Annotated in this window: 22 protein-coding genes; 15 read left to right on the forward strand and 7 right to left on the reverse strand. The window is 41.1% G+C overall.

Translation table 11 applies throughout. The features are described 5' to 3' along the window. Nucleotides 1–30 precede the first annotated feature (30 nt). Nucleotides 31–645, reverse strand: coding sequence for an IMPACT family protein (locus tag AC13FX_RS06705; RefSeq protein WP_482879775.1), 615 nt, complete (start codon nt 643–645; stop codon nt 31–33). Nucleotides 646–947: 302 nt separating this feature from the next. On the opposite strand from AC13FX_RS06705, the gene AC13FX_RS06710 reads away from it, so the two are divergent. Genes AC13FX_RS06710 through AC13FX_RS06720 form a run of 3 tightly spaced genes read left to right on the forward strand, consistent with a single transcriptional unit; the run spans nt 948 to nt 4,363 of the window. After that, a complete protein-coding gene (locus AC13FX_RS06710) occupies nt 948–1,628 on the forward strand; it encodes a succinate dehydrogenase cytochrome b subunit (RefSeq protein WP_482879776.1) in 681 nt (226 codons plus the stop codon). A gap of 43 nt (nt 1,629–1,671) precedes the next feature. Further along, on the forward strand, nt 1,672–3,594 hold the full coding sequence (locus tag AC13FX_RS06715) for a fumarate reductase/succinate dehydrogenase flavoprotein subunit (protein ID WP_482879777.1): 1,923 nt from the start codon (nt 1,672–1,674) through the stop codon (nt 3,592–3,594). A 10-nt stretch (nt 3,595–3,604) separates the two neighbouring features. Beyond that, entirely contained in the window at nt 3,605–4,363 is a 759-nt protein-coding gene (locus AC13FX_RS06720; protein WP_482879778.1) for a succinate dehydrogenase/fumarate reductase iron-sulfur subunit, read from the forward strand. 118 nt (nt 4,364–4,481) lie between these two features. Here AC13FX_RS06720 and purU read toward each other — a convergent pair whose 3' ends face one another. After that, complete coding sequence (gene purU / locus AC13FX_RS06725) at nt 4,482–5,324, reverse strand: formyltetrahydrofolate deformylase (protein ID WP_482879779.1); 843 nt, start codon at nt 5,322–5,324, stop codon at nt 4,482–4,484. Then, nucleotides 5,321–6,466, reverse strand: a complete 1,146-nt coding sequence (locus AC13FX_RS06730) for an aminotransferase class V-fold PLP-dependent enzyme (protein WP_482879780.1) — start codon at nt 6,464–6,466, stop codon at nt 5,321–5,323. The genes purU and AC13FX_RS06730 overlap by 4 nt, the downstream gene beginning before the upstream one ends. A gap of 75 nt (nt 6,467–6,541) precedes the next feature. Here AC13FX_RS06730 and AC13FX_RS06735 point away from each other — a divergent pair, with 75 nt between their 5' ends. The 3 genes from AC13FX_RS06735 (at nt 6,542) to AC13FX_RS06745 (ending at nt 9,705) form a co-directional block, all read left to right on the forward strand. Continuing rightward, the gene (locus AC13FX_RS06735) at nt 6,542–7,018 is read left to right on the forward strand and encodes a GNAT family N-acetyltransferase (RefSeq protein WP_482879781.1); all 477 of its coding nucleotides are present in this window, start codon (nt 6,542–6,544) and stop codon (nt 7,016–7,018) included. 77 nt (nt 7,019–7,095) lie between these two features. Further along, complete coding sequence (locus AC13FX_RS06740; RefSeq protein ID WP_482879782.1) at nt 7,096–7,638, forward strand: fasciclin domain-containing protein; 543 nt, start codon at nt 7,096–7,098, stop codon at nt 7,636–7,638. 138 nt (nt 7,639–7,776) lie between these two features. Further along, a complete protein-coding gene (locus tag AC13FX_RS06745) occupies nt 7,777–9,705 on the forward strand; it encodes a RecQ family ATP-dependent DNA helicase (protein WP_482879783.1) in 1,929 nt (642 codons plus the stop codon). 3 nt (nt 9,706–9,708) lie between these two features. Here AC13FX_RS06745 and AC13FX_RS06750 read toward each other — a convergent pair whose 3' ends face one another. Then, the gene (locus AC13FX_RS06750) at nt 9,709–10,125 is read right to left on the reverse strand and encodes a DUF4296 domain-containing protein (protein WP_482879784.1); all 417 of its coding nucleotides are present in this window, start codon (nt 10,123–10,125) and stop codon (nt 9,709–9,711) included. A gap of 19 nt (nt 10,126–10,144) precedes the next feature. Beyond that, nucleotides 10,145–10,870, reverse strand: coding sequence for an SDR family oxidoreductase (locus tag AC13FX_RS06755; protein ID WP_482879785.1), 726 nt, complete (start codon nt 10,868–10,870; stop codon nt 10,145–10,147). A gap of 51 nt (nt 10,871–10,921) precedes the next feature. Here AC13FX_RS06755 and AC13FX_RS06760 point away from each other — a divergent pair, with 51 nt between their 5' ends. Next, nucleotides 10,922–11,683 (forward strand): type III pantothenate kinase, encoded by a 762-nt coding sequence (locus tag AC13FX_RS06760; protein ID WP_482879786.1) that lies wholly within the window; start codon nt 10,922–10,924, stop codon nt 11,681–11,683. Between the two features lie 28 nt (nt 11,684–11,711). Here the strand turns inward: AC13FX_RS06760 and udk are convergent, their stop codons facing one another. Together udk and AC13FX_RS06770 are read right to left on the reverse strand one after the other, a co-directional pair. Then, nucleotides 11,712–12,332, reverse strand: a complete 621-nt coding sequence (udk, locus tag AC13FX_RS06765; protein WP_482879787.1) for a uridine kinase — start codon at nt 12,330–12,332, stop codon at nt 11,712–11,714. Between the two features lie 11 nt (nt 12,333–12,343). Next, nucleotides 12,344–13,585 (reverse strand): N-acetylmuramoyl-L-alanine amidase family protein, encoded by a 1,242-nt coding sequence (locus AC13FX_RS06770; protein ID WP_482879788.1) that lies wholly within the window; start codon nt 13,583–13,585, stop codon nt 12,344–12,346. 154 nt (nt 13,586–13,739) lie between these two features. On the opposite strand from AC13FX_RS06770, the gene AC13FX_RS06775 reads away from it, so the two are divergent. The 8 genes from AC13FX_RS06775 (at nt 13,740) to AC13FX_RS06810 (ending at nt 24,980) form a co-directional block, all read left to right on the forward strand. Continuing rightward, nucleotides 13,740–16,841, forward strand: a complete 3,102-nt coding sequence (locus AC13FX_RS06775) for an ATP-binding protein (RefSeq protein ID WP_482879789.1) — start codon at nt 13,740–13,742, stop codon at nt 16,839–16,841. Nucleotides 16,842–16,852: 11 nt separating this feature from the next. Further along, a complete protein-coding gene (locus AC13FX_RS06780) occupies nt 16,853–17,935 on the forward strand; it encodes a mechanosensitive ion channel family protein (RefSeq protein WP_482879790.1) in 1,083 nt (360 codons plus the stop codon). A gap of 63 nt (nt 17,936–17,998) precedes the next feature. Continuing rightward, nucleotides 17,999–19,591, forward strand: coding sequence for a dipeptidyl-peptidase 3 family protein (locus AC13FX_RS06785; protein ID WP_482880151.1), 1,593 nt, complete (start codon nt 17,999–18,001; stop codon nt 19,589–19,591). Between the two features lie 270 nt (nt 19,592–19,861). Continuing rightward, complete coding sequence (locus AC13FX_RS06790; protein ID WP_482879791.1) at nt 19,862–20,431, forward strand: thioredoxin family protein; 570 nt, start codon at nt 19,862–19,864, stop codon at nt 20,429–20,431. A gap of 6 nt (nt 20,432–20,437) precedes the next feature. Then, on the forward strand, nt 20,438–21,082 hold the full coding sequence (gene pdxH, locus AC13FX_RS06795) for a pyridoxamine 5'-phosphate oxidase (RefSeq protein WP_482879792.1): 645 nt from the start codon (nt 20,438–20,440) through the stop codon (nt 21,080–21,082). 44 nt (nt 21,083–21,126) lie between these two features. Further along, the gene (gene trmB, locus AC13FX_RS06800) at nt 21,127–21,780 is read left to right on the forward strand and encodes a tRNA (guanosine(46)-N7)-methyltransferase TrmB (protein ID WP_482879793.1); all 654 of its coding nucleotides are present in this window, start codon (nt 21,127–21,129) and stop codon (nt 21,778–21,780) included. 101 nt (nt 21,781–21,881) lie between these two features. Continuing rightward, entirely contained in the window at nt 21,882–22,481 is a 600-nt protein-coding gene (locus AC13FX_RS06805; RefSeq protein ID WP_482879794.1) for a TetR/AcrR family transcriptional regulator, read from the forward strand. A gap of 15 nt (nt 22,482–22,496) precedes the next feature. Beyond that, nucleotides 22,497–24,980: an acyl-CoA dehydrogenase gene (locus tag AC13FX_RS06810; protein WP_482880152.1), complete on the forward strand. Its 2,484-nt coding sequence runs from the start codon at nt 22,497–22,499 to the stop codon at nt 24,978–24,980. The last annotated feature ends 31 nt before the right edge of the window (nt 24,981–25,011 follow it).

A 25,011-nucleotide genomic window follows, 5' to 3' on the forward strand; every position in this document is an offset into this window, starting at 1 on the left:
GAAGAACATATAAATTCCTGATGCTTGCGATCAAACCCTGATATAATCTTCCTGTTTGGCTTTAAAATGGATCTGTAAATGTTCCATGCTGCTAATATTTTTTTCAAAAAGTCCGGCTTTTGTTTTTGGGCAGGCTACAATAAGTGTGATCTTTTCCAGGTATTCTGAATCAACCACTGTAAGGTCAAAGTCATTGATCAATTTCTGGATGGAATTTTCTTCGGGATACGGGTACACGATCTCATACATATGTACAGGTTTGATGGCCAATAGTTCTGCCTTTTCTAAGCATAATGACGCCCCGCGACCATAAGCCTCAATGAGTCCGGATTTACCCAATTTTGTGCCACCGTAGTGACGAACAACTACCAACCCAATATTTACCATCTCAAAGGATTTAAGCTTATTTAAAATAGGAAGTCCGGCTGTACCTGAAGGCTCCCCGTCATCAGAACTGAATTCTTTGGGTTGAGCCGGATTCAATCGCCACGCCCAGCAATGATGGGTGGCATCAGGATATTTGGACTTTAGCTCGTCGAGTTTGCTTTGAAAGATATCTTCAGTTTCAGCCGGGAAAAGATATCCCATGAACTTGGAGCCGCGCTCCCTGAAGGAAGATTCGTATGTTTTATCAATGGTTTTCAATAGTAAGTATTTGATGCTCCAAATGTAACGGTCCAACAGCCTAATTTCATTTCAAATCTTTCTCACACATACTCTAAAAATTCAGGGTGAGCAGGAACAAATGCTGTGAATGATCTCTGTGATCACCAAAGTTGAATCCTGTTGCCGTATTTAGACCTATTCTGCCTTGTTATTCAAAGAGGAAAAAGCGATTTTCTCAGCGCAGTTTAGCTTTTTGATAAAGTTTCAAAATTTATTGAAACCTTAGAAAGTTCAATACTGTTTGTTTATCACCAACTGAAAAATATCTAAGTAATAGTTTCATGCCTTCATTTACTAAAGCACTGAATTCTCAGGTAGGTCGAAAAGTTATGACAGGGATCACCGGTATTGGTCTTATGTTATTTCTGGTCGGACACCTGGCAGGTAACCTCTCGATCTTTGGAGAGGAAAACGCGTTTAACCTCTACACCCACACCCTCGAAAGTTTAGGGCCTCTGCTTTATGTGATCGAGGCCGCATTAGCTTTCTTCTTCCTGTATCATGCTATTTTGGGTATCTCCATTTGGAGACAGCGAAAAAAAGCCCGTCCTGAAGGTTACAACACCTATAAGACCAAAGGTGGTCCAAGCCATCAGACACTGGCTTCGAAAAGTATGATCATTTCCGGAACCATCATTCTCATCTTTCTGGTACTCCATATCTGGCATTTCAAGTTTGGTCCAACATATATGACCACTATAGATGGCACCCAAATGAGAGATCTGAGAAAGTTGGTCATTGAAGAATTCAATAAGCCTTTAGTGTCACTGAGCTATATTGCTGTTTTGGCTATCACCATATTGCATTTGTCTCACGGTGCCTGGAGTGCTTTTACATCCCTTGGAATGAAGCACGGTGAAACATCCAAAAAGGTTCAGGTCGGAGCATACATTTTTGCTATAGTATTAATGCTCGGCTTCATTTCCATACCGCTATACATTCTGGTAAGCGGGTCAGTTTGAACCAATAGGACATAAAGAGAATTACGAATATAGATTTAGCATTATGAAATTAGATTCAAAAGTACCCGGCGGACCGTTAGAAGAAAAATGGGATAAGCACATCAAGGACATCAAACTTGTGTCGCCCAATAATAAAAGAAAATTTGAGATCATTGTGGTTGGTACCGGTTTGGCCGGTGGAGCAGCAGCAGCCAGCTTTGCTGAGCTAGGATATAACGTAAGAAGTTTTTGTATTCAGGATTCTGCACGCCGTGCGCATAGTATTGCAGCTCAGGGCGGTATCAATGCTGCCAAAAACTACCCGAATGATGGCGACAGTATCTGGAGACTGTTCTATGATACCATCAAAGGTGGTGATTACCGATCAAGGGAATCGAACGTGTACCGTCTTTCTCAGGTATCAAATGAAATTATTGATCAGGCTGTAGCACAGGGTGTTCCATTTGCTCGTGAGTATGGCGGAAACCTCGCCAACCGTTCTTTTGGAGGTGCTCAGGTATCACGAACATTTTATGCTCGTGGACAAACCGGACAGCAGTTGTTACTCGGTGCTTATCAAGCAATGATGCGTCAGGTTCACAATGGAAATATCAAATATCATCCTCGCCATGAGATGCTTGATGTGGTTGTGATAGACGGGCAAGCCCGTGGTATTATCACCAGAGACCTTGTTTCCGGTGAACTCTGCCGATATGAAGCTGATGCGGTGGTGCTTGCTACCGGTGGGTATGGAAACGTATTCTATCTATCTACAAACGCTAAAAATTCAAACGTAACTGCAGCATGGCGGGCTCACAAACGTGGCGCTGCTTTTGCAAATCCATGTTACGTTCAGGTTCACCCAACATGTATTCCGGTTTCCGGAGATTATCAATCCAAACTAACCCTGATGTCGGAAAGTTTGAGAAATGACGGTCGGGTGTGGGTTCCGCGAAAGAAAGGGGATGATCGTCATCCTAACGATATTCCTGAAGATGAGCGTTACTACTACCTGGAAGAACGCTATCCAAGTTTCGGTAACCTGGTGCCTCGAGATGTTGCCTCCCGTAATGCGAAGATGGTATGTGATGACGGACTTGGAGTAGGAGATACCGGTCTGGCAGTTTACCTTGATTTCCGTGATGCCATCAACCGTGATGGAGAAGATACCATTTCAGCCAAGTATGGAAACCTATTCGAGATGTATGAAAACATCACAGGTGAAAATCCATACGAGCGGCCAATGAGAATTTATCCGGCCGTACACTATACCATGGGGGGGCTCTGGGTTGATTATAACCTCGAAACTACCGTGCCGGGACTGTTTGCAGCCGGTGAAGCTAATTTTTCTGACCATGGTGCCAACAGACTTGGAGCCAGTGCTCTCATGCAAGGGTTATCTGATGGTTATTTTGTATTGCCATATACCATTGGTGACTACCTGGCTAAGCAAGAGCCCGGTAAACGCTATGGAACCGATCACGACGCCTTTAAAGAAGCAGAATCAGCTGCTCAGGCTCAGATCGATAAACTACTGAATATTGATGGTAGCCGGACCATCATCGATTTCCATCGGTCTTTAGGTAAGATCGTTTGGGATAAGATCGGTATCGCCCGTAATAAAGAAGGGCTTGAATCCGCCATTGAAGAGATCCGCGCATTACGTGAGGAGTTCTGGAAGGATGTAAAAGTGCCGGGTGAGAAAAATAATTATAATAAATATCTGGAGTTTGCCGGAAGGGTAGCTGATTTCTTTGAGTTGGCTGAACTGATGGCTGTTGATGCCCTTGACAGAGAAGAATCTGCTGGTTGTCACCTCCGCGAAGAATATCAAACTGAAGAAGGTGAGGCTTTACGTAATGATGAAGATTATTCTTACGTAGCAGCCTGGGAATTCAAGGGCCTGAATGGCAAACTTGAGGAAACCCTTCACAAAGAAAATCTCGAATTTGAATTCGTTGAGCTAAAACAACGTAGTTACAAATAAGGAAGACATTATGAGCAAAGAAATGACCATTCATTTAAAATACTGGAAACAAAATGGCCCTAATGACAGGGGACATTTTGAAGAGTACACATTGGATTCAGTAAACGAACATATGTCTTTCCTGGAGATGTTGGATGTTCTGAATGAAGAACTGATACTTCAAGGACAAGAGCCGGTTGAGTTCGATTATGATTGCCGTGAAGGTATTTGCGGATCCTGTAATCTGGTGATCAACGGACAAGCCCATGGCCCTAAAGAACGTGTAGCGGCTTGTCAGCTTCATATGCGTAATTATAAGGACGGAGATCACATTACCATTGAACCACCACGAGCGGCAGCGTTCCCGGTCATCAAGGATCTGGTGGTTGATCGCTCTGCTTTTGACCGCATTATAGAAGCCGGTGGTTATGTTTCCATAAAAACAGGGTCAGCGGTAGAAGCAAACTCTATACCTATACAGAAAGAGAAGTCAGATGAAGCATTTGATTATGCAACTTGCATAGGCTGTGGTGCTTGTGTAGCCGCTTGCCCGAATGCATCGGCTTCATTGTTTACCGGAGCTAAGATCGCTCACCTTAATAAGTTGCCTCAGGGCGAGATAGAACGGTCTAATCGTGTAGTAGCTATGGTTGAGCAAATGGAAGAAGAAGGTTTCGGAGATTGCTCGAACTTTGCTGAATGTGAGGCCGTATGTCCGGTTGGAATCTCCATATCTGCTATTGCAGAAATGAGAAAGGATTACATGAAGGCCGTAGTTAGTGGAGATTGACCTATAACTAATTACCTGCCCTAAAATTCTTTACAAAAAATAGCGGTTCATGAAAATGACCCGCTATTTTATTTTTAAAGCTTGGTACCAATAACTTGAGCAAAGCTCAATTCAAATATCAATCCAATATCACTGTCTTGTTGCCATAAATAAAGACCTTGTCATCTAAAACCAGTTTGACAGCTTCAGCCATTACTTTACTTTCAATTTCACGTCCTGCCTGAGCCATTTCATTGGCATCATATCGGTGATCTACAGGGGTTGTACTTTGATAAATTATAGGGCCTTCATCCAGATCGTCAGTTACATAATGGGCAGTTGCCCCTATGATCTTAACTCCCCTTTCATAAGCTTGTTTGTACGGTTTGGCTCCAACAAAAGCAGGGAGAAATGAATGGTGAATGTTGATCAGCCGGTTTCGATAGATCTCAATAAACTCGGCGGTGAAAATACGCATATATTTTGCAAGGAAAATATAATCCGGTTTATAGTTGGCAAGTAATGCGAGGATCTCTTTTTCATGAACTTTTCGATCTTTATTTTTATGAGAGATCACATGAAAAGGAATATCAAAACGTTCTACAAAATGTCGTAATTCTTCGTGATTACTAATAACTGCCTGAATATTAGCTCGATTCTCATCAAATTCATTCCTGATCAGTAAATCCCCCAAAACATGATGTTCTTTTGTAGCCATGACAATAATGTCTTTATTCCGATGACTGCTCAAACGAATATTGGCATTTTCAGGTAGGTATTGTCTTAATTTTGCGATCAATGATTCAGCATCGAAGGCCCCCTCAATAACCGTGCGCATAAAGAAATGCCGGCTTTGGTGCTCTACGAATTCCCTGTTCAGTATGATGTTAAGGTCATGCTGATATATGACATCAGTGATGAGATGAATCAGACCTTTGGCATCCTCACAATCTATAAGCAGTGTTTGTTGATCGCTGGTCATGTAAGTAAAGACTTAATGAGCAAGGAAATATCCTCAGTTGTATTATATACATTCGGAGAAACACGGATTGAATCTCCACGATAAGAAACAAGGATATTTTCATTATCGAGTTTACCTTTTACTATATCCATATCATGATTTTTACCCAAACGTATTCCAAATAGATGTGAGCCTCTGAATCCTTCTTCTTCGATCCAGTAACCTGCTTTCCTTAATTCTGAAATACCATCAGATACAAGGTTCCTACAATAATTCTGAATATTCCCGGGCCCCCATTCATTAAGCTGACGTACAGCTTCCAGCATCATGGGGATGAGGATAAAGTTACTGTGTTCACCGACCTCATATCGCAATGAACCGGGCTGGTACCGGTCGTTGTAGTTTACCAGGTTAGAAAAATCCTCACTTTCGTAGCGATTGATCCAGTTTTCTTCAATGGGATCTCCATTATCAAGTGCCGGCCCGTAATAGGCAAGCCCTATGCTATAGGGGCCCATCAACCACTTATATCCGGCACAGATCAGGGCATCCGGCTTAATTTCTTGTATATCTAATGGTAAGGCACCAACTGACTGTGTTCCATCAATAGCAAGCCATGCCCCGATCTCGTTGGTTCTTTCTCTGATCTTTTTAAGGTCGAATAAAGTGCCGTCTGCCCAGTGAACATTGGCTACGGCCACTAATTTGGTTCTGGGATTAATAGCAGCCAGAATTTCCTGATTCCATTTTCTGCCACGGTTCTCTGTTGTTTTGGGTGGTTTGATCGTAATGATCTCAGCATCGTTTTCTATAGCTTTTTTTCGCCATGGGTAAACATTGCTTGGAAATTGTTCTCCCACAACGATGATATTATCTCCTTCTGAAAGGGGTAGATTTTTTGCTACATTCGCCATGCCGTAGGATACAGAAGGAATGGTGACGATCCTCTTTGGATCATTCGCATTTATAAGTTTTGCGTATTCAGATCTCAGTTCATCCGTTTCACCAAAAAACTCATCCGGAGAGATCTGAAACGGGTCACGTTTTCTTTTAACACCTTCTTGTCCGGCCTCTTCCACACGTCTCATAAGGGGCGACATATAGGCACAATTCAGGTAGGTAAAGGAATTATTTATTTGAAAATGTGATTTTTTGCAATCCATGAGTTCGTTATACTTGATTCATTTAAATGAGTTTGAATCTCATCATTTAGTATAACAAATCCCAACTGTTTTGTGATGAAGATAAGGTTAGCCCAAAAAAGTGATCTTCCGAAAGTACTGGAACTGAATGAAGCAGCTCTTCCTCATGTGAGCAAGGTTCAGCTTTCTGATATGGATCGTTTTTTAAAACAGGCGGATCCCTTTCTTGTGATCGAAAGTGACAATGAACTTGCAGGTTTTATGATCGTCCTTCAGTCGGGCCTCGATTATGGCAGTCTGAACTATGCCTTTTTTAATAATCATTATGACAATTTCGATTATGTAGACCGAATTGTGATCGCAGAGCCTTTTAGAGGTAAAAGTTTTGGAACAGCCTTATATCACCATCTTTTTGAGAACTCAGATAAAAAATATGTAACCTGTGAGGTCAATATAAAACCGCCGAATCCATTATCCATGGCTTTTCATAACAAACTGGGGTTCAATCAGGTAGCAGAACAGGTGACAGAGAATGGAAAAAAAAGTGTATCCATGCTGGTGAAACAAATGTGATCTTTATTTTCAATTTGGAATGAAAAGTGCTGAAGTTGCATTATATCGGTAACTATTCATCAAATAAATAGAGACACATGAAAACACTAAGTAAATTAACGGGAGTATTTGCAATTGTTGCAACCCTACTCTTTTCGACAAATTTAAAAGCACAGGACAGTGATATAGTAGATCTCGCTGTTGCAACCGATGACCTTTCCACTTTAGTTACTGCAGTGAAGGCTGCAGGACTGGTTGAGACGCTACAGGGCGATGGACCGTTTACCGTATTTGCGCCTACGAATGCAGCATTCGAAGCACTGCCTGAAGGCGTGCTGGAAATGTTACTGAAACCGGAAAATAAAGATAAACTGACAGCAGTACTCACTTATCATGTGGTTCCAGCTGAAGTTATGTCCGGTGATCTTGAAGATGGTATGAAAGCCGGTACAGTTGAAGGCAGCAATGCAACGATAAGTATCAAATATGGTGATGTAATGGTAGACAATGCCAATGTAGTGATGGCTGATATTGACGCATCAAATGGAGTTGTGCACGTTATTGATGCTGTAATCCTGCCACCGAGCATTAAGGAAGCTTTAGCAGCAAATAAGAGTGAAGAAAAGAAAAGTGACTGGTAAGCTATCAGTACCTAATTAAACTTTTAGCCGCATCCAATTTTATGGATGCGGCTTTTTTTATGTTTAGGATTTTCGGGGAATTTATAGAAGTCTCGGGCGGGCTTTGTATTTTGTGAGCCAAAGTAATTACAGATACAATTGGAAGATCTCTATAATAAAACGGAAAACAGTTTAAAACGGTACTGGGGCTTTGATAGTTTCAGGGAAGGCCAGGATGAGGTTGTACGCTCTGTAATTGAGGGTACTGATACACTGGTCTTGTTTCCTACAGGTGGAGGAAAGTCGTTGTGTTATCAGGCACCGGCAACTGTTTTTTCGGGTATGACCTTAGTCATCTCTCCTCTGGTGGCATTGATGCAGGATCAAGTTCAGCAGCTAAAAGATAAAGGGATCTCAGCTACATTTATAAATAGTACTATTTCCTCTTATGAAGTTGAGCAAAGACTAGTCAATGCCAGAAACGGAATGTATAAACTATTGTATTGTGCTCCGGAGCGCCTTAAAACTGATCTGTGGCAGGCAGAATTGCCCAATCTGAATATTGATCTCATAGCTATAGATGAAGCGCATTGTATCAGTGAATGGGGGCACGACTTTCGTCCATCTTACCGGGAAATAAGATCGTCTCTTGAAAGTATAGCAGAAAAGTGCAGATGGATAGCCTTAACCGCAACGGCAACACCGGAGGTTCAACAGGATATTGTCGATTCATTGGGTTTTAACGAGCCCAAAGTTATATCTAAGGGATTTTCAAGACCAAACCTGAAATGGTGGGTTACTCATGCCCCCAAAAAGAAGCAGGTTTTATTACAGTCGGTTCAAAAAGCTGCACAGAAAGGAGATGGTTTGATCTATGGCGGAACCCGCAGAAATTGTGAAGTACTTGCTGAACAATTTTCAAAATTAGGGATCAATACCGAAGCCTATCATGCCGGAATTGATCCCGAAAAACGAAGATCCATTCAACAAAGGTGGATAAATGGGGAAACCCCACTGGTGGTTGCTACCAATGCATTTGGAATGGGTATAGACAAACCCAACTGCCGGTATGTGATCCACGAAGAAATGCCTTATTCACTCGAAGCCTATTACCAGGAAGCGGGCAGGGCAGGTAGAGATGGAAAGGAAAGCTTCCCGATCCTGTTATTTCGTGATTCAGACCACACAAAAGCCATTGATCGGATAGAACAGCGATATCCTGGGTATGATGAACTGGATCACGTATACCAGATCTTATGTGATACATTCAATTTGGCGGTTGGATCAGTGATGGAGGAAAGTGAGACACTTGAGATCAGATCAATGTCGAAAAGGGGGAAAATCTCATATGGTAAATTGAGATCTGCCCTGAAACTTATGGACCAGTTCGATGTGCTCAGTATGCAGGAGGAAATGAAACCGGCTTTGGAACTACAATTTGTTCTAAGCAGTGATGGATTAAGAGACTACAAAAGCCGTTCCGATAATGACGATAAAGCTGAATTTGTTGATAAATTAGAGCGATTATTTGGGCCTGAATCATTCAGGGATACTGTATTTCTGGATGAGAACCTGATTCTGGATAAACTGGATATCAGGCATAATGCACTGATCAAGGGCCTTGATGTACTTAGCAGAAATGATAAGATCCTGAAGTACCAATATCATAATGAAAGAACAAGGGTAAAAGTACTAGAAGCCCGTACCCGTAAAATTCCTGTCACTAAAAAAGATGTAGAGTCATACAGAAATAACATATTGAGAAAGCTTGAACATATGCACGGATATGTTAATACCTCCCGGTGTAGAGAAGTGTATTTAAGAAGTTACTTTGGTGACTTGAATGCTGCCTCTTGTGGGCATTGTGATAATTGTTTGAAAAGTCGTAACTCCAGATCAGCTCCACCAACAAATGAGGAGTTTCTCAAAATTCAGGAATTGTTAACTGACGGAATAAAAAATATATCAGAATTGGTCATGGAAACGGGCCTTAAGAGAGAAAAAGTAGATCAAATATTACGCCACCTTATAAAGGAGGAAAAAGTAACCACTGTAAATACCAAACCCGGATGTTATACGGTCAACTGAGAGCTATGAATTTTGTTGATCCAAACTGTCAGGAGTCTGTAGTGAATCACGCTTTTGCCTTAGGGACTGGATTGAGTCGATAAAAGCACGAATTCTAAGCTCTTCATTATCCAGTTTTTTCAAAACAGAATCGATTTGCCTCAGATGTAGATCTGGCTGTAATTGATAGTATTTGTGCGTTGCCAGGAACTGTGAATCAGTTACGTTATAGGAATTAAAGACCACTTCCTTCAGGGAGTCAGCGTTCACACTATCCGGTTCAGCATTCCTATATGACTGTATATGCTGCATTTCAATGAGCAGGTCGATATACTGATCCTCGGGAATCAGATCATCTGGTTTTTCCGGTGAGCCCTGACTTGAACAACCGCTGAAAACCAAGATCACCAGAAAAGTGAGCAAGGGTGTTATTCGCTTCATTAAAAGGTAAATATAGTGTTTACTCTTCAGCATCTGGATTCTTAGGATTAAGTGGCCGCATCGTGATCTCATTGATCAGGTAATTATCATCCGTTTCCAACAGAAATTTAACAGTATTTGAAATATCGGTGGTCTTCATCATATTTGGATGATTTTCAACACCATCGATCTTTTCAAACAAATTAGTATCAATAGAACCTGGAAAGACGCAGGTTACTTTGATCCCATCATATCGCAGTTCTTTGAAAAGTGCTTCACTGAACCCCCTGACCCCAAATTTACTGGCATTATAACCTGAGATTGTAGGATTGCCCATGATACCAGCAATGGAAGAGATATTTATGATATGGCATACATTTTCATTTTCCTTCATCAATGGAACAATGAGGCGTGTGAGATAAAAAATTCCATTCAGGTTCACATTGATCATTGTATGCCATTGTTCCAGCGTGGTATCATCAACATTGGCAGAATACATGACACCGGCATTATTTATCAGAATATCGGGTTGATGGTCTGCATCAAAGGTTTTATTGACCCATTTTTCCAGTGATTCATTATTGGTAATATCCATTGTGACTGGATTAAATTGTTCACCAAGATCACTTTTAAGTTTGGTCAGTTTATCTTTGCTTCGTGCAAGGCCATATACTGTAGACCCGTTTTCTACCAGCATTTTGCAAAATTCAGCCCCAATTCCGCTGCTTGCACCTGTAACAATGGCAATTTTTGAGTTAAGATCCATTTTAATACTGTATTTTATTTTAAATTGTTTGTTTAAAAGTACTACAAAAAGATGAGTAAAATCGATTCGGATACCTCAAAAAAAACACTTTACCTGGATATAGGTAATTCTACCATAAAAGGAGCTTATAAAAAAGGTACGCAATGGATGGTCCTGACAGATGAACGATTGTTTACAGCCTTAGAGTTAGTAAACTGGATACAAAAACACCCAGATTCATTTGATCGAATAGTTATTGCGAGTGTTCGTGATGATGTGTCTGAGGCAGTTATAAGAGAGTTGGATCAGCACAAGACACTTGAAGTCACCGTTTCCGATATTCCCCGTGATCTTCTCAATTATGAAACACCAAAAAGTCTTGGGATCGATCGGTTCTTGTCTTGTTATGGAGCCACTAATCAAACCAATAAGTCTGTGGTTGTTATTGATGCCGGAACGGCAACTACCATTGACTTCATGGACCAGGACGATGTCTATCATGGTGGGGTTATCATTCCGGGTTTATGGGGATTTTCAGAGGTGTTAAGCCAAAAAGCACCGGCACTGCCTTTTGTTGAGTTAGAGATCCCAAAACTGTGGCCGGGTAAAAGTACAATAGATTCAATAAAATGGGGACAGGCCGGCTTTTATAAAATGGGCATTCTTGGATTTTTGAATAAATATGAAGAAGAGTTTGGAGATTTTGATTTATTCATCACCGGGGGTGATGCTACGGTTATTAACTCAATTCTGGAAGTAGAATCTAAGGTAAGACCTTATCTGGTATTTGAGGGTATTGAAAGGCTTGAGAAGAAAATTGAGACAAATAAGTAGGCACGAGTTAGATCGAAATGTAAAAAGGTCAGGATCGCATTTTTCCCCGGATCAAAGCCGTAACCATTTCAAGAGCCACTTTGTTTTTACCACCGCGAGGGATGATGATATCGGCATATCGTTTACTTGGTTCAACAAACTCAAGGTGCATGGGGCGTACAAATTTTTCATATTGGCTTAATACACTTTCCAGGCTTCGGCCTCTTTCCTCAATATCGCGCTGTAAGCGGCGCAACAGGCGGACATCATCATCAGTATCCACAAAAATCTTCACGTCCATCAGATCCAGAAGATCCGGCTCAGAAAATATCAAAATTCCATCGATCAGAATTACATCCGAAGGGGTTGCTGTAATAGTCTCATCCTTACGGGTGTGAAGTTCAAAGTCGTATACCGGTACTTCAACGGGGTATCCCTCCATAAGTGCCTCAACATGGCGGATCATTAGTTCTGTTTCCAATGAGGCCGGGTGGTCAAAATTTTGTTTTACCCGTTCATTAAAAGGAAGATGTCCCAGTTCACGATAGTAGGAATCATGCTCAATTCGCAGGATGTTATCGGTAGAAAATTCTTCACAAAGGTAATTGACAACGGTTGTTTTACCGGATCCGCTACCGCCGGCAACTCCGATCACTAAAGGTTTAGACATGTACTATATTATCAATTTGAAGCAGTGTTATATGCCTGCTTACTTTCATATTCAACTTTGTAGTCTCTGATAGCCCTGAACAAGGCAGAAGCCATGATGGACTGACCATAATCACTGGTTAGGAACCGTTGTTCTGCAGGATTTGTAATAAAACCGAGTTCGACCAAAACAGCAGGCATGGAAGCTTCAAATAATACCTGGAATCCTGCTTGTTTGACTCCCCTGGATTTCCGTTGGGCGCGATTCTTGAACTGATCATCGATCATATATGCAATTTTTTCACTCGTGGAAATAAAACCACTGTGTGCCAGTTCATAAACAAGCAGATCCTCTTCTGACAGATCCGTATTGACCTCTTCCTTGAACACACTATTCTCTCGCTTCATTACTTCAAATGCTGCATCACTTTTGTGAAGTCCCAAAAAGTAAACCTCGGTACCGTTTACATGCCGGTTGTGAAATGAGTTACAGTGAATGGATACATAAAGGTCTCCTTCAGCCAGATTAGCAAAATGTCCCAACTCTGCAAGGCCAAGATAACTGTCATCTTCACGCGTATAAACAACTTCAACATCTGGCATATGTTCATTGATGTATTCGCCAAGTTTCTTCCCAACGGCAAGAGTGATATCCTTTTCTTTTACTCCTTTATACCCGATCGACCCCGGATCTGACCCGCCGTGACCGGGGTCTATGACAACCTTATCAAATTTAAGTTTATTCTTTACATTGCTATAGGATGAACCATTTGAGGCCATCAAATTTGTAGAAACATCCAGAGGGTCTTCACCAATGATCTCCTCATACCAATTTCTTGCAATGAACTGTTGGGAATGCCGTTCAATTTCTTCTTTGGATGAGCGAGTGAGAGCAACAAGGATATCACTTCCATTTTTATCGTTATAGGCTTTGGCTTTATAATATGCGTTTTCATCCAGATAAATATCCACACCATAGCCATAATCAAGATCATAAAGGCGAACTTCTCTCAATTTTTCACTTCTTTCGGGTAGTTGTAGTCCGGTCGTGTCTAGATCCTGATCATACAAGACCATTTGTATAAGGTCGTTTGCAGGCTGAATGATCTCGAAAGAATCTACAGGGGCAGAAAGATGGTATCTGACAACATATCCTAAACCATCGCTGCGTCCGGTATTTGAGACCCTATCAAGAACATTCTGAGCAAGTAGATCAGTGCTTACCAACGAAATGAACAACAAAGCAAGCGCGTGAACAGTATATTTTGTGCGCATTTTATTGCCGGGGTTAATTATGTGAAAGAGTTTAGAGCCTAAATAGATGATGTTCCTAATGTAAGATATTCTTTAAACCATTGAAAGAGTTGGGAAAAAAGGATAAAGTGTATTTAAGTCATTACAACATAGCATCATATGATAATTTGACAATATGAGCTATATTGGACTACTGATTTTACGTAAAATTTTCATTCAGCAGGGCATCAAACGCATGGATCCTGATATCTCCAGAGATACCTTACTTAAACAGCTTAACGGGGAATGGCTCAAGAATATTGAGAACGAATTGTATACCCAGCTTGATAAAGATGCTCAACAGCTTAAAGAGCTGCTTAAGTTATCATTGGAAAGGCTGAAAAAAGGGGAATCGGAAAAAGCATTCAACGATCTGCTTCTTAAGATCAAGCCAACTGAGAAATCATCAGATGAAGAGGACGCTAACACAGGGAAAGATTCTCCGGTACCCTGGCTTGAGGCTGTAAATAATATTGCCGAAGAACTGCCGGAGAGTATAGAGTTGGTTCAGGAAGAAGAGCGGTTCAAAAGTATTAAAGATGACCGATTTCTTGTAAGAACCAATAAATTTGTTAAAAGAGCCTGGCGAGGGTATTTGGCAGGGTTATCAAAACTCTTTAGGTCAAATGAAAATGACCCATCTCAAGATTGGAAGCAAACGGTTCCCGTTCGATCTATTGTGAAGTTTCATTTTTTAGATCTGGATGAATGGATTAGAAGTTGGGATAATGAACTAAGAAGAATTGAATGTAATATCCTACTTGAAGTTGAAGCCCGGATATTACATTCAAACAACCTTTTTCAACTGATCAATGAACAGAAAGGGGATGGGGATGAAGTAAACAACGTTGATGAAGATAAATCGGATGATCAAAGGTTAACGGTTCCCAACGAGGAAGACATCGAGATCTTTTTTGAAAAGGCTATCGAGGAGGTTGATAATATCCTTAAAGCCCACAAGGGGTATCTCAAAGATAGTTTAAGACAAAAGCAGGATAAGATCTCGAATGCTTTTTCGCTTGTAGGAACCATTGAAATGAGTGGTGATGATTTTTCAGATATTCAGATCAACCGTAAAGAAAATCAGATCAGACAAAATTATGAAAGTCGGTCTGAGAATTGGCGGGAACTCAAGTTAGCCCTTGCCAATAAGCTGACCCTTTCCAAAGAATTCGTAAAACTTTACGAACAAGTAAAGGAAAGGATCGATGGGTTCTCAGATTCCATTTCACAATTTTTTGATGCTGGCATTTCTGACCCGATGAATGAGTTGTCTGAATTACTGGAGTCAACAATTCATCTATTTGAGGAAAATGATGAGGATGCTAAAAAAGCAGAAGATATTGTAAGGGGACGGAGTGAGAAAAGGGATCAGATACAAGAGTTTATTGAAAATAAGCTCATCAGGCCAATCAGTGAAGCCACTGAGGAAGCTGAACTCAGTACGAAACTGGATCGCTTTACTTCAGCTATTCAGGAATGGACCAATGGGTTGCCTGATAAAGCTATTTTAGTGGAAAAACTCGACCTGGCAGTGTTCCCGCCATCTTTTGACTTTGAGGAAGTAGAGTGGAAAACACTTGTTAAGCGGGTTTTAAACAATCAGATCACAAATCAATTTGTTCCAAAGGAGATTAAACCTGAACAATTCCTAACAAAAGTATCCGCAGAGATCAACGAGATCCAACAGATCATAATCACGAATCTTGAAATATCGGGTGAGGTTAAAAAATCGGATGAAGAAGATCCTGTAGAAGTCGCCAAAGAAGGCTTGATACGAGCCAGGAATAAACTTGACGAATTAAAGGAAAGTGTCTCTTCTCGTAAGCAGGATTTGGTCAGGAAACTGAATGAGCAGCGAAATACCGCTTTCACAAAATTAGCCAATTTGCTTGATAAACAAGATGTAAGTGACGTCAGAATGGCCGGGGCGCAATATAAGGCTAAAGAGACTGCGGTCGACTGGAAATCGAAGGCGCAAGCGATCTGGGCACGGTTTGTGGATCGCTTGGAGCTCTTATACCGGTTTTGCCACAAGAAGATCAGCTCATACATTGTAACAGTAAGAGATCTCCTGGGATTTACAAAGAAGGGCGATCTTGAAAGTACCAAGGTCGATCTGGCTACTTTTCTCTCAGAGACAGATGAAAAGATCGCTAAGCTTCCATTCATTTACCGGCGTTTATTCGATTTCCATAAAGAAGTGGATGCCCGCTTTTTCATCCGGCGACCTACCCAGTTTGATAATTTTAAAAAGGGTTACGAACTGTGGCAGAATAACTTTCCATCCTCTTTTGCTGTGGTCGGTGAAAAAGGAAGCGGTAAGAGCTTATTCATCAAAATGATAGAAGATGAGGTCTTAAACAAGAACGATATCATTGAAGTAAAGTTTGAGGGCACAGTAGCTGATAAGCATAAGATCATAAGCCAAATAGCCACGGCTCTGAAGGTCAGTGATGTTGAAAAAACTCAAGACCTGATCGAGGCAATAAGACGTAAGAAAAAAAGAGTGGTGGTCATACTTGAGAATATTCAGGATTGCTACATAAGGAGCATATCGGGATTTGAAGGAATTGAAGAACTCCTGTACCTGATCTCAGAGACTAACAAAGAAATTCTGTGGATGGTAAGTTGTACCCGCTATGGCTGGCTATACCTTAATAAAGTACTCAATATATCCAACTACTTTACACATGCGGCAGAGTCGGACAACCTGAGTTTGGAACAGATTCAGGAACTAATTCTCAGAAGGCATAATGCCAGCGGATACGATCTGAGATTTCTTCCGGATGAATCGTCCAAAAAAAGCAGGGCTTTTAAAAAGAATCTGGATGATGAAGAAAAAACACAGGAGTATTTGAGAAATACATTTTTTGAAAAACTCTCTAAGTTATCTGAGGGTAACCCATCTACTGCCATGATCTATTGGATCCGTTCCATTAAGGAATTTGATGATACCCACTTTTATATAAAACCATTTAATTTCAGTTCAATCGACCGGATTGAGAATCTTGATAGCTCTGACCTGTTTGCACTGACCGCATTTGTATTACATGACTCGTTATATCCTGAAGACCTGAGTAAAATTATGCATCAGCCTTTAAGTGAAAGCAGACTTACGGTTTCAAGGCTTGCTTCCAGTTCAATTTTGGTTGAGGGCAATGAAGGGTATATACTAAATCATCTGATCTACAGGCAAGTAGTAAGGGTTCTCAAAGAAGCTAACTTTATACATTGATGGTTATGGAGATGAAAAAGCTGAAAATATTGGTTAGCCTTTTTACAATGGTACTCATGAGTTTGACCATAGCAGAGCCCATATATGCATATCAGCAGGCTGATACTACCGCCAACGCTGATTCTGTTAAACAGCTGGATAAGAATACAGAGATCCTTATCTCAAAAAGAGTGGATTCACTGCTTGAGGTAAGATTATCGCGATTGGATTCATTAACCAATGCATTGCAACCAAATACTATTGAATCAGATACCACAACATTTTCATCCGAAAGTGGAGAAGCTATTGCACAGCTTGAGGAAGTAATATCCTGGCAAAAAGTGGTATTGATCATCTTGTTTTTTGTTATAACATACTATTTTACAACCTTCTTAAGTGCGATTCTGGATAATTTTTCCGAACGAACTTCAAAATATCGCCTGAAGATAAAGCGGATGGTTCCGATCGCCCGGGTGCTTATATGGACGGCAGCAATTTACATTGCTATTGCGGGAATCATACAACCACCTTATGCAACTGTGATCACGGTGTTGGCATCGGTAGGTATAGCGGTTGGACTTGCCTCGCAGGATGTGCTGAAAAACCTTTTCGGAGGTATCATGCTGATCCTGGATCGGCCTTTTCAGGTTGGGGATAAGATTCAATTCCAGGACCATTATGGGGAAGTACAGCAGATCGGCCTCCGGTCTTCCAGAATTGTGACCCCCGGTGATTCAGTAGTGACTATACCTAACGGTGAATTGATCCGTACGGCTGTTTCCAACGCAAACTCCGGAGCTTTGGATTGTTTAGTTGTCACTAATATATATTTACCGGCTGATTGCCCGGTTGAGGAAGTTAAGCAGATAGCTTACAAAGCTGTTATTTCTTCAAAATATGTTTATATGAAGAAGCCAATAAGCATTATGACGGAAAATGAAATGCATGAACGCCGGTTTATCCTGAAGGTAAAAGTAAAGGCTTACGTGCTGGATATCCGATATGAATTCCCTTTCCAAAGTGATGTGACAGAACTGATACTTACCGAACTAAAAAATAGAAATATTTTAAGGGATGAATTTAGAATGCATTCCGAAATTGAAACTTCAAATTAACCTTTAAACCATGTAAGTATGGAAAATTTAAAAAGAGTCCCTATCACAGTGATAATAATGGTAATGGTGGTATCGGGATGCATCACGCAAAAAGAAGAAGTATCCATGAGTATCGAGGACAGGCTTGATCAATATACTTCATTCACATTAGATGCAGATCTGTCTGAACTGACTGAAAATCAAAAACAAATGATCCCTCTGCTTATTGAAGCCGCTAAGGAGATGGAGAAAGTATTCTGGCTGCAAGCCTACGGAGATAAAGAGGAATTGCTTTCAAAACTGGATGAAAAAGAACAGCAATTTGCAGAGATCAATTATGGCCCATGGGATCGCCTGAATGGGAATGAGCCATTCATTGCGGGTGTGGGGAGTAAGCCGGCCGGCGCTAATTTTTATCCTGATGACATGCTGACTGCAGAGTTTGAAGCATGGGATTCAGAAGCCAAGGATGACCTGTATACTCTGGTTCGTCGAGATGGCGATGGGAACCTTATTACAATACCGTATCACGAGGCTTTCGCTAATGAGCATGAAAGGGCTGCAGAATTATTACAACAGGCTGCTGATATGGCAGAAGATGCCGGTTTTAAGAACTATCTTGAACTAAGGGCAGAAGCTTTGCTAAACGATGAATATCAGGAAAGTGACCTGGCATGGATGGACATGAAAAATAATACCATTGAATTGGTCATTGGTCCAATTGAGACCTACGAAGATCAACTTTTTGGATATAAAGCGGCACATGAAGCTTTTGTACTTATAAAAGATAAATCCTGGAGTGACAGACTTTCGAAATATGCTGATGTATTGCCTGAACTACAGCGAGGTCTTCCCGTTCCTGAGGAATATAAATCTGAGACACCGGGAAGTGATTCGGACCTGAATGCTTACGATGCAGTATACTATGCAGGGGATGCGAATGCTGGTTCAAAGACCATAGCCATTAATTTACCAAATGATGAAGAGGTTCAACTGGCAAAAGGTACCCGTCGGTTGCAGCTCAAGAATTCAATGCGTGCAAAATATGATAAGATCCTGATTCCCATATCAGAAGTACTGATCGCTGAAGGCCAAAGGCAATATATTAGTTTTGATGCCTTTTTTGGTAATACGATGTTCCATGAGGTGGCACATGGGCTGGGGATCAAGAACACCATTGATGGTAGCGGAACAGTGCGAGAAGCACTGAGAAACCACGCCTCAGCCCTTGAAGAAGGAAAAGCTGATGTGCTGGGACTGTATATGGTGGATGCTCTAAGAGATAAAGGAATGATAGATAATGGCAGTCCTGAAGAAGATTATGTTACCTTTCTTGCCAGTATATTCAGGTCTATACGATTTGGATCATCGAGCGCCCACGGGAGAGCAAACCTAATTCGGTTCAATTATTTCCAGGAAATGGGTGCATTCGATTACGATAAGGAAACTGAAACCTACCGCATAAATTTTGACCGGGTTGATGAAGCGGTTGCTTCCTTATCAGAAAAGATCCTGACTCTTCAGGGAAATGGTGACTACAATGCTGTGGATTCATTTGTGAAAAAGTATGCAGTTGAAACAGAGCAACTAAAATCGTCATTGCAAAAATTATCTGAACAGAATATCCCTGTAGACATCATTTTTGAGCAGGGTACAGGTGTTTTGGGGTTGAACTGAACACAAGACATTTAAAAATGCCCGTTCATTTTATTAAATGGGCGGGCATTCTTTTGCTTCAAATCTTCTTCATGAAGAATGAGTATGATCATTGATCAATATACTATGTGATCACTCATTTATGAATTAAGAACGCAGGCATGTTGTTTAAGTAGATGATAGTAATTCAAAATTATATCGAATATAATTTTGTCTCCATCATTCGATATCTTTGTAACGGTATTAACATTTTGAAGTTATAATGATAACATAACAAAATTCAGTAATACAATGTCTGCAACACCATCAACCATGCTGGAACTCGGAATCAAAGCTCCTGATTTCAATCTTGAGAGTGTCAATGGAGGGAACCTGTCTCTAACCTACACCAACCAAAGTAAGGGATTTGTGATCATGTTTATTTGTAATCATTGTCCCTATGTGCTTCATATTGAAGATGAGCTTGTTAATATAGCCAATGAATATATTTCAAAAGGAATTGGGTTTATTGCAATCAGCTCGAACGATGTAGATAAATATCCACAGGATTCCCCGGAAAAAATGGCTGAAAAGAATTATCCCTTTCCCTATTTGTATGATGAGACTCAGGAGGTGGCAAAAGCGTATAAGGCTGCCTGCACTCCTGATTTCTTTGTATTTGATGAGAATAAAAAGTTAGTATACCGGGGTCAGTTCGATGACAGCAGACCCAAAAATGACAAGCCGGTTACAGGTAAAGATCTTCGGAAAGCTCTGGATGCTGTTCTGGAAGGTAATACCATTTCTGAGGATAAACAGATCCCAAGTATTGGATGTAACATAAAATGGAAACCGGGTAACGAACCTGAATATTTTGGTTAGGATAAAATGAAAAAAGAACAGCTTCAAAAGTTAAGAGAAGATTACAGCAAACATTCCCTTGATGAATCTGATGTTAGTTCGGATCCCATTGAACAATTTGAATCCTGGATGAAAGAGGCTATGAAGGCAGAGGTTCCTGAACCGAATGCTATGACTCTTTCAACCGTTGATGCAAACAACAAGCCTCATTCAAGGGTTGTGCTTCTAAAAGGTATAGAAAATGGAGAATTTGTCTTTTATACCAATCAGCAAAGTGATAAGGGAAATGAACTGGAACAGAATCCCAATGTGGCTTTGTGTTTCCTTTGGCTTGAATTAGAAAGGCAGGTTCGTATTGAAGGGACTGCTGAAAAACTATCTCAGGAAGAAAGTGAGGAGTATTTTAAACAGCGGCCATATAAAAGTCAGATAGGGGCACTGGCTTCAAATCAAAGCTCAGTGGTTCCGAACAGAAAATTTCTTGAAAAGCGGTTTGAAGAGCTTGAAGAAAAATACTCGGAGGGTAATGTTCCAAAACCTGAATCCTGGGGTGGATATAGGATAAAACCGGAAGTTATTGAGTTTTGGCAGGGGAGAAGAAGTCGACTTCATGATCGGATCAAATTTGAAAGAGTAGGGAATAAGTGGGATATAAAACGATTATCTCCATAAATTGTAAACGCACATAATTCAAATTTTATAGCCTCTCATTACCTATGCCCAAGATCAAAGAGCAGCGTATGGAAGAGTTACCCAATCTCGAAAACACGTTGGTATACACAGAATTCAGTAAGGATAATCCGCCACCAAAAGGAGAGTGGAACTCTAAAGTATTTGACAAGTCCCAACCTATTGTTTTGGAACTTGCATGTGGGAAGGGGGAATATTCCATAGGTCTTGCTCAGATAGAGCCAGACAAAAATTATGTGGGATTGGATGTTAAAGGTAACAGGCTTTGGGTTGGAGCTAAGGAAGCCCTTGAAAAAGGATTGCATAATGTTAGGTATTTCCGGTCCTTTATCGATCACCTGGACCTTTACTTTGGAGAAAATGAGGTTGACGAGGCCTGGATCGTATTCTCAGATCCTTATATTAAGAAAAAGAGAAAACGGCTTACTCATCCGAAATTTCTTAAGCTGTACCGAAAGGTCATGAAGCCGGGATCTATCATTCATCTCAAAACTGATAGCGATATCCTGTATGAATATACCAAAGAGGTCATAGAGAAAGAGGGACTTGAGCTTATCATGGATGAACCTGATGTTCACAAAAATCGGCCGGATGATCCAAAACTGTCGATAATAACCTACTACGAGAATATGCATATCCAAAAAGGTAAGACGATCAAATACCTCTCTTTCAAAATTTGATCGGTTCAGGCTCTTCAAATCATAAAATTTGAACCCACTCTTGATTTTCGCTTTGGATTGGTTAAATTAGATCAGTTAACACTGTTAACCAAAATCAGGAAATGAGCGAAGTAAAACCTCTGCGAGATGAAATATTAGAAATCAGCCGGTCAATGCTGTTTAAGGATGGATATAAATCATTATCCATGCGTAAGATCGCAAAAAAGGCTGGGGTGACAGCGACAAGTATATACCTTTACTTTGAAAATAAAGACCATTTGTTGCATACCCTGATCGAAGAATCTGTGGAGGATCTCAGCCGATATATAGAAGGAAAAGCCTTACCGGTAGGAAACAGTATCGATCGGTTCAAGGCGATCATAAGAGGATATGTTGAGTTTGGACTGAAATTTCCTGAAAAGTATGAGATCATTTATAAAGTGAAGTCTGATTCGATGGCACGATATCCTAAGGAGAAATTCCGAAAGGCAAGACGTGCTTATGAACTTTTGGTTAAAACCATTGAGGAGAGTGTAGAGAATGGGCAGATGGATGTGGAAAAACCTTTGATTGCAGCCTATTCGATATGGGCTCAATTACATGGTGTCGTGTCTGTGATTTCCAATGGCAGGTTAGACAGTCGTATAAACAAAGAACAATTTATTGAATATTCGATCGAGCACATAATACAGGGATTTTTGGTCCGTGCTGCGGTCACTTAAAAAATGGAGAATAACATGGAAGCTATTACTGAAATACTTGGATTTTTTGCTGAGGTGCCTTTATGGGCTTCGATAGGATCAACCCTATTGATCTTAATGGTGCTGGGTTTTACAGGTGCTCCATTATGGCTTTGGGCGATAGCCGGTTATGCTGGTTTAGCGGGTCTGAATGCTCCTGTATGGTTATTTATAGCATATACGGTTTTTGTTTTGGTATTCAATTTGAAAGCGCTTCGAAGGTTGGTTTTGAGCGGACCTCTTATGAAACTGCTGGATGCTATCAACTTTCTACCAAAGATCTCCGAAACAGAGCAAACTGCGATCGAAGCCGGAAACGTTTGGGTTGAAGGTGAACTTTTTTCTGGTAAACCGGATATGAAACGTATTTTAGAGGAGGATTATCCTGAACTTACTGAGGAAGAACAGGCTTATGTGGACGGACCTGTTGAACAGCTTTGTGAAATGGTTACGGACTGGGATGTGATGGTTAGAAAAGGCTTTACAGATGAGGTCTGGGAATTCATGAGGAAAGAAAAATTCTTTGGTTTGATCATCCCTAAAAAATATGGCGGACTCGAATTCTCTGCTACTGCTCATAGTGCCATTGTAGCCAAATTAGCCTCCCGGTGCGGCCCCCTGGCTACTACGGTCATGGTTCCGAACTCTTTAGGTCCGGCTGAACTTCTGCTGCATTACGGAACCGAAGAGCAAAAAGACCATTATTTGCCTCGATTGGCAACCGGGAAGGAAATACCATGTTTTGGACTTACTGAGCCAAACGCAGGCTCTGATGCCGGAAGTATGCGTTCGGAAGGCGTTGTATTCAAAGGAGAAGATGGAAAGCTCTATCTCCGAATGAATTTTGAAAAGAGGTATATCACTCTGGCAGCTATATCTACGGTAATAGGTTTGGCATTTAACCTGAAGGATCCTGATCATTTGATCGGAGAAAAGGAAAACAGAGGTATTACCTGTGCGCTTATCCCGTCTGATACAGAAGGGGTTCAGCTTGGCAGAAGACATGATCCACTGGGAATTCCATTTTATAACTGCCCGATCGATGGTAAGGATGTCATAATTCCAGTTGATTCAATTATTGGAGGAGTCGATGGAGCAGGCAATGGGTGGAGAATGTTAATGGAATCTTTGGCGGTTGGACGTGGTATTTCCCTTCCGGCTCAAAGTGCAGGTGGTTCCAAAGTGGCAACCAGAGCCATCGGGGCTTATGCTGCCATCCGGAAACAATTTGGGCTCAACATTGGTAAATTTGAGGGTATTGAGGAGCCGATGGCTCGCATCGGAGGTTATACTTACCTGCTTGAAGCCGCAAGGCGCTATACAACCGGGGGGCTAGACAGAGGTCAGAAGCCAGCTGTGGTAACAGCTATTGCCAAGTATAACTTTACTGAGCTTGGTAGGGAGATCGCTAATGATGCAATGGATATAGTTGGTGGAGCGGGTATCTCAAGAGGCCCACGAAATATATTCGCAAGCACCTATACGGCTCTTCCAATTGCCATTACCGTGGAAGGGGCAAATATTCTCACCAGAACTCTCATGATATTCGGTCAGGGTGCGATCAGATGTCACCCATATGCTTATAATGAGATCGATGCCCTTATGAACAAGGATGTCAATAAATTTGATAATAATTTCTGGAAACACATCGGACATGTGGTCACAAATATGTTCAGGTCCATTATCCTTAGTGTGACAAGGGGTAGGCTCGCCGGTTCACCTGTTAGCGGACCGGCCTCAAAATACTTCAGGAAACTATCCTGGGCATCCGCTTCCTTTGCATTCTTTGCAGACCTTGCATTGGGTTCATATGGCGGTGCTTTGAAAATGAAAGAAAAAATTGCCGGACGCTATGCCGATATTCTCAGCTATTTATATCTGGCCTCAGGAACCCTGAAGCGGTTTGAAGCTGAAGGACGCAGAGAGGCAGACAGAGCTTACTTTGAGTGGGCAATGGAGTACAGTTTCTTTAAGATCCAGCAAGCCTTTGAAGGGATTTTAAGAGAGATCAAGGTACCCGGTTTGAGTTGGCTGTTTAGATTGGTTGGAGTATGGGGAAGATTGAATCCGATCGGAACGTACCCGTCAGATAAACTTGGACACAAGGTAGCACAGGCTATGCAGGTAAGAGGTGATGACAGAGATCATATCACCTATGGAATGTATCTGCCAAAAGACAAAGAATCTGCATTGGGTCGATATGAATATACCATGAAGTTAAATGAAGAAGCCTGGCCTGTCTTTAAAAAGCTTTATAAAGCCACAAAAGCTAAAGAACTGCCCAAGGAACCTTATCTGGAAATAGCTGACCTAGCGGTTGAAAAAGGAGTGATCACAAGCGAAGAAGCTGAGCTTGTTAAGAAAACCGAGATCGCCAGGAATGATGCTATTCAGGTTGACGAATTTACGCTGGAAGAATACCTGAATGAAACTCCAACCAGACCAAAAGGAGAAGGAAAAGTTTCTGAGTTAGTGTCTTAAACAGAAATACATTCAATTATATAAAGAAAAG

The organism is Gracilimonas sp. B-17 (assembly GCF_056857935.1).

Bases quoted from the DNA above. Each gene is read 5' to 3' on its own strand.
- AC13FX_RS06770 (WP_482879788.1), bottom strand. From the start codon at position 13,585: ATGCGCACAAAATATACTGTTCACGCGCTTGCTTTGTTGTTCATTTCG.
- AC13FX_RS06805 (WP_482879794.1), top strand. From the start codon at position 21,882: ATGAGCGAAGTAAAACCTCTGCGAGATGAAATATTAGAAATCAGCCGG.
- AC13FX_RS06710 (WP_482879776.1), top strand. From the start codon at position 948: ATGCCTTCATTTACTAAAGCACTGAATTCTCAGGTAGGTCGAAAAGTT.
- AC13FX_RS06750 (WP_482879784.1), bottom strand. From the start codon at position 10,125: ATGAAGCGAATAACACCCTTGCTCACTTTTCTGGTGATCTTGGTTTTC.
- AC13FX_RS06775 (WP_482879789.1), top strand. From the start codon at position 13,740: ATGAGCTATATTGGACTACTGATTTTACGTAAAATTTTCATTCAGCAG.
- AC13FX_RS06730 (WP_482879780.1), bottom strand. From the start codon at position 6,466: ATGGATTGCAAAAAATCACATTTTCAAATAAATAATTCCTTTACCTAC.
- AC13FX_RS06715 (WP_482879777.1), top strand. From the start codon at position 1,672: ATGAAATTAGATTCAAAAGTACCCGGCGGACCGTTAGAAGAAAAATGG.
- pdxH (WP_482879792.1), top strand. From the start codon at position 20,438: ATGAAAAAAGAACAGCTTCAAAAGTTAAGAGAAGATTACAGCAAACAT.
- AC13FX_RS06790 (WP_482879791.1), top strand. From the start codon at position 19,862: ATGTCTGCAACACCATCAACCATGCTGGAACTCGGAATCAAAGCTCCT.
- trmB (WP_482879793.1), top strand. From the start codon at position 21,127: ATGCCCAAGATCAAAGAGCAGCGTATGGAAGAGTTACCCAATCTCGAA.
- AC13FX_RS06780 (WP_482879790.1), top strand. From the start codon at position 16,853: ATGAAAAAGCTGAAAATATTGGTTAGCCTTTTTACAATGGTACTCATG.
- AC13FX_RS06735 (WP_482879781.1), top strand. From the start codon at position 6,542: ATGAAGATAAGGTTAGCCCAAAAAAGTGATCTTCCGAAAGTACTGGAA.
- AC13FX_RS06810 (WP_482880152.1), top strand. From the start codon at position 22,497: ATGGAAGCTATTACTGAAATACTTGGATTTTTTGCTGAGGTGCCTTTA.
- purU (WP_482879779.1), bottom strand. From the start codon at position 5,324: ATGACCAGCGATCAACAAACACTGCTTATAGATTGTGAGGATGCCAAA.
- AC13FX_RS06760 (WP_482879786.1), top strand. From the start codon at position 10,922: ATGAGTAAAATCGATTCGGATACCTCAAAAAAAACACTTTACCTGGAT.
- AC13FX_RS06785 (WP_482880151.1), top strand. From the start codon at position 17,999: ATGGTGGTATCGGGATGCATCACGCAAAAAGAAGAAGTATCCATGAGT.
- AC13FX_RS06720 (WP_482879778.1), top strand. From the start codon at position 3,605: ATGAGCAAAGAAATGACCATTCATTTAAAATACTGGAAACAAAATGGC.
- udk (WP_482879787.1), bottom strand. From the start codon at position 12,332: ATGTCTAAACCTTTAGTGATCGGAGTTGCCGGCGGTAGCGGATCCGGT.
- AC13FX_RS06740 (WP_482879782.1), top strand. From the start codon at position 7,096: ATGAAAACACTAAGTAAATTAACGGGAGTATTTGCAATTGTTGCAACC.
- AC13FX_RS06755 (WP_482879785.1), bottom strand. From the start codon at position 10,870: ATGGATCTTAACTCAAAAATTGCCATTGTTACAGGTGCAAGCAGCGGA.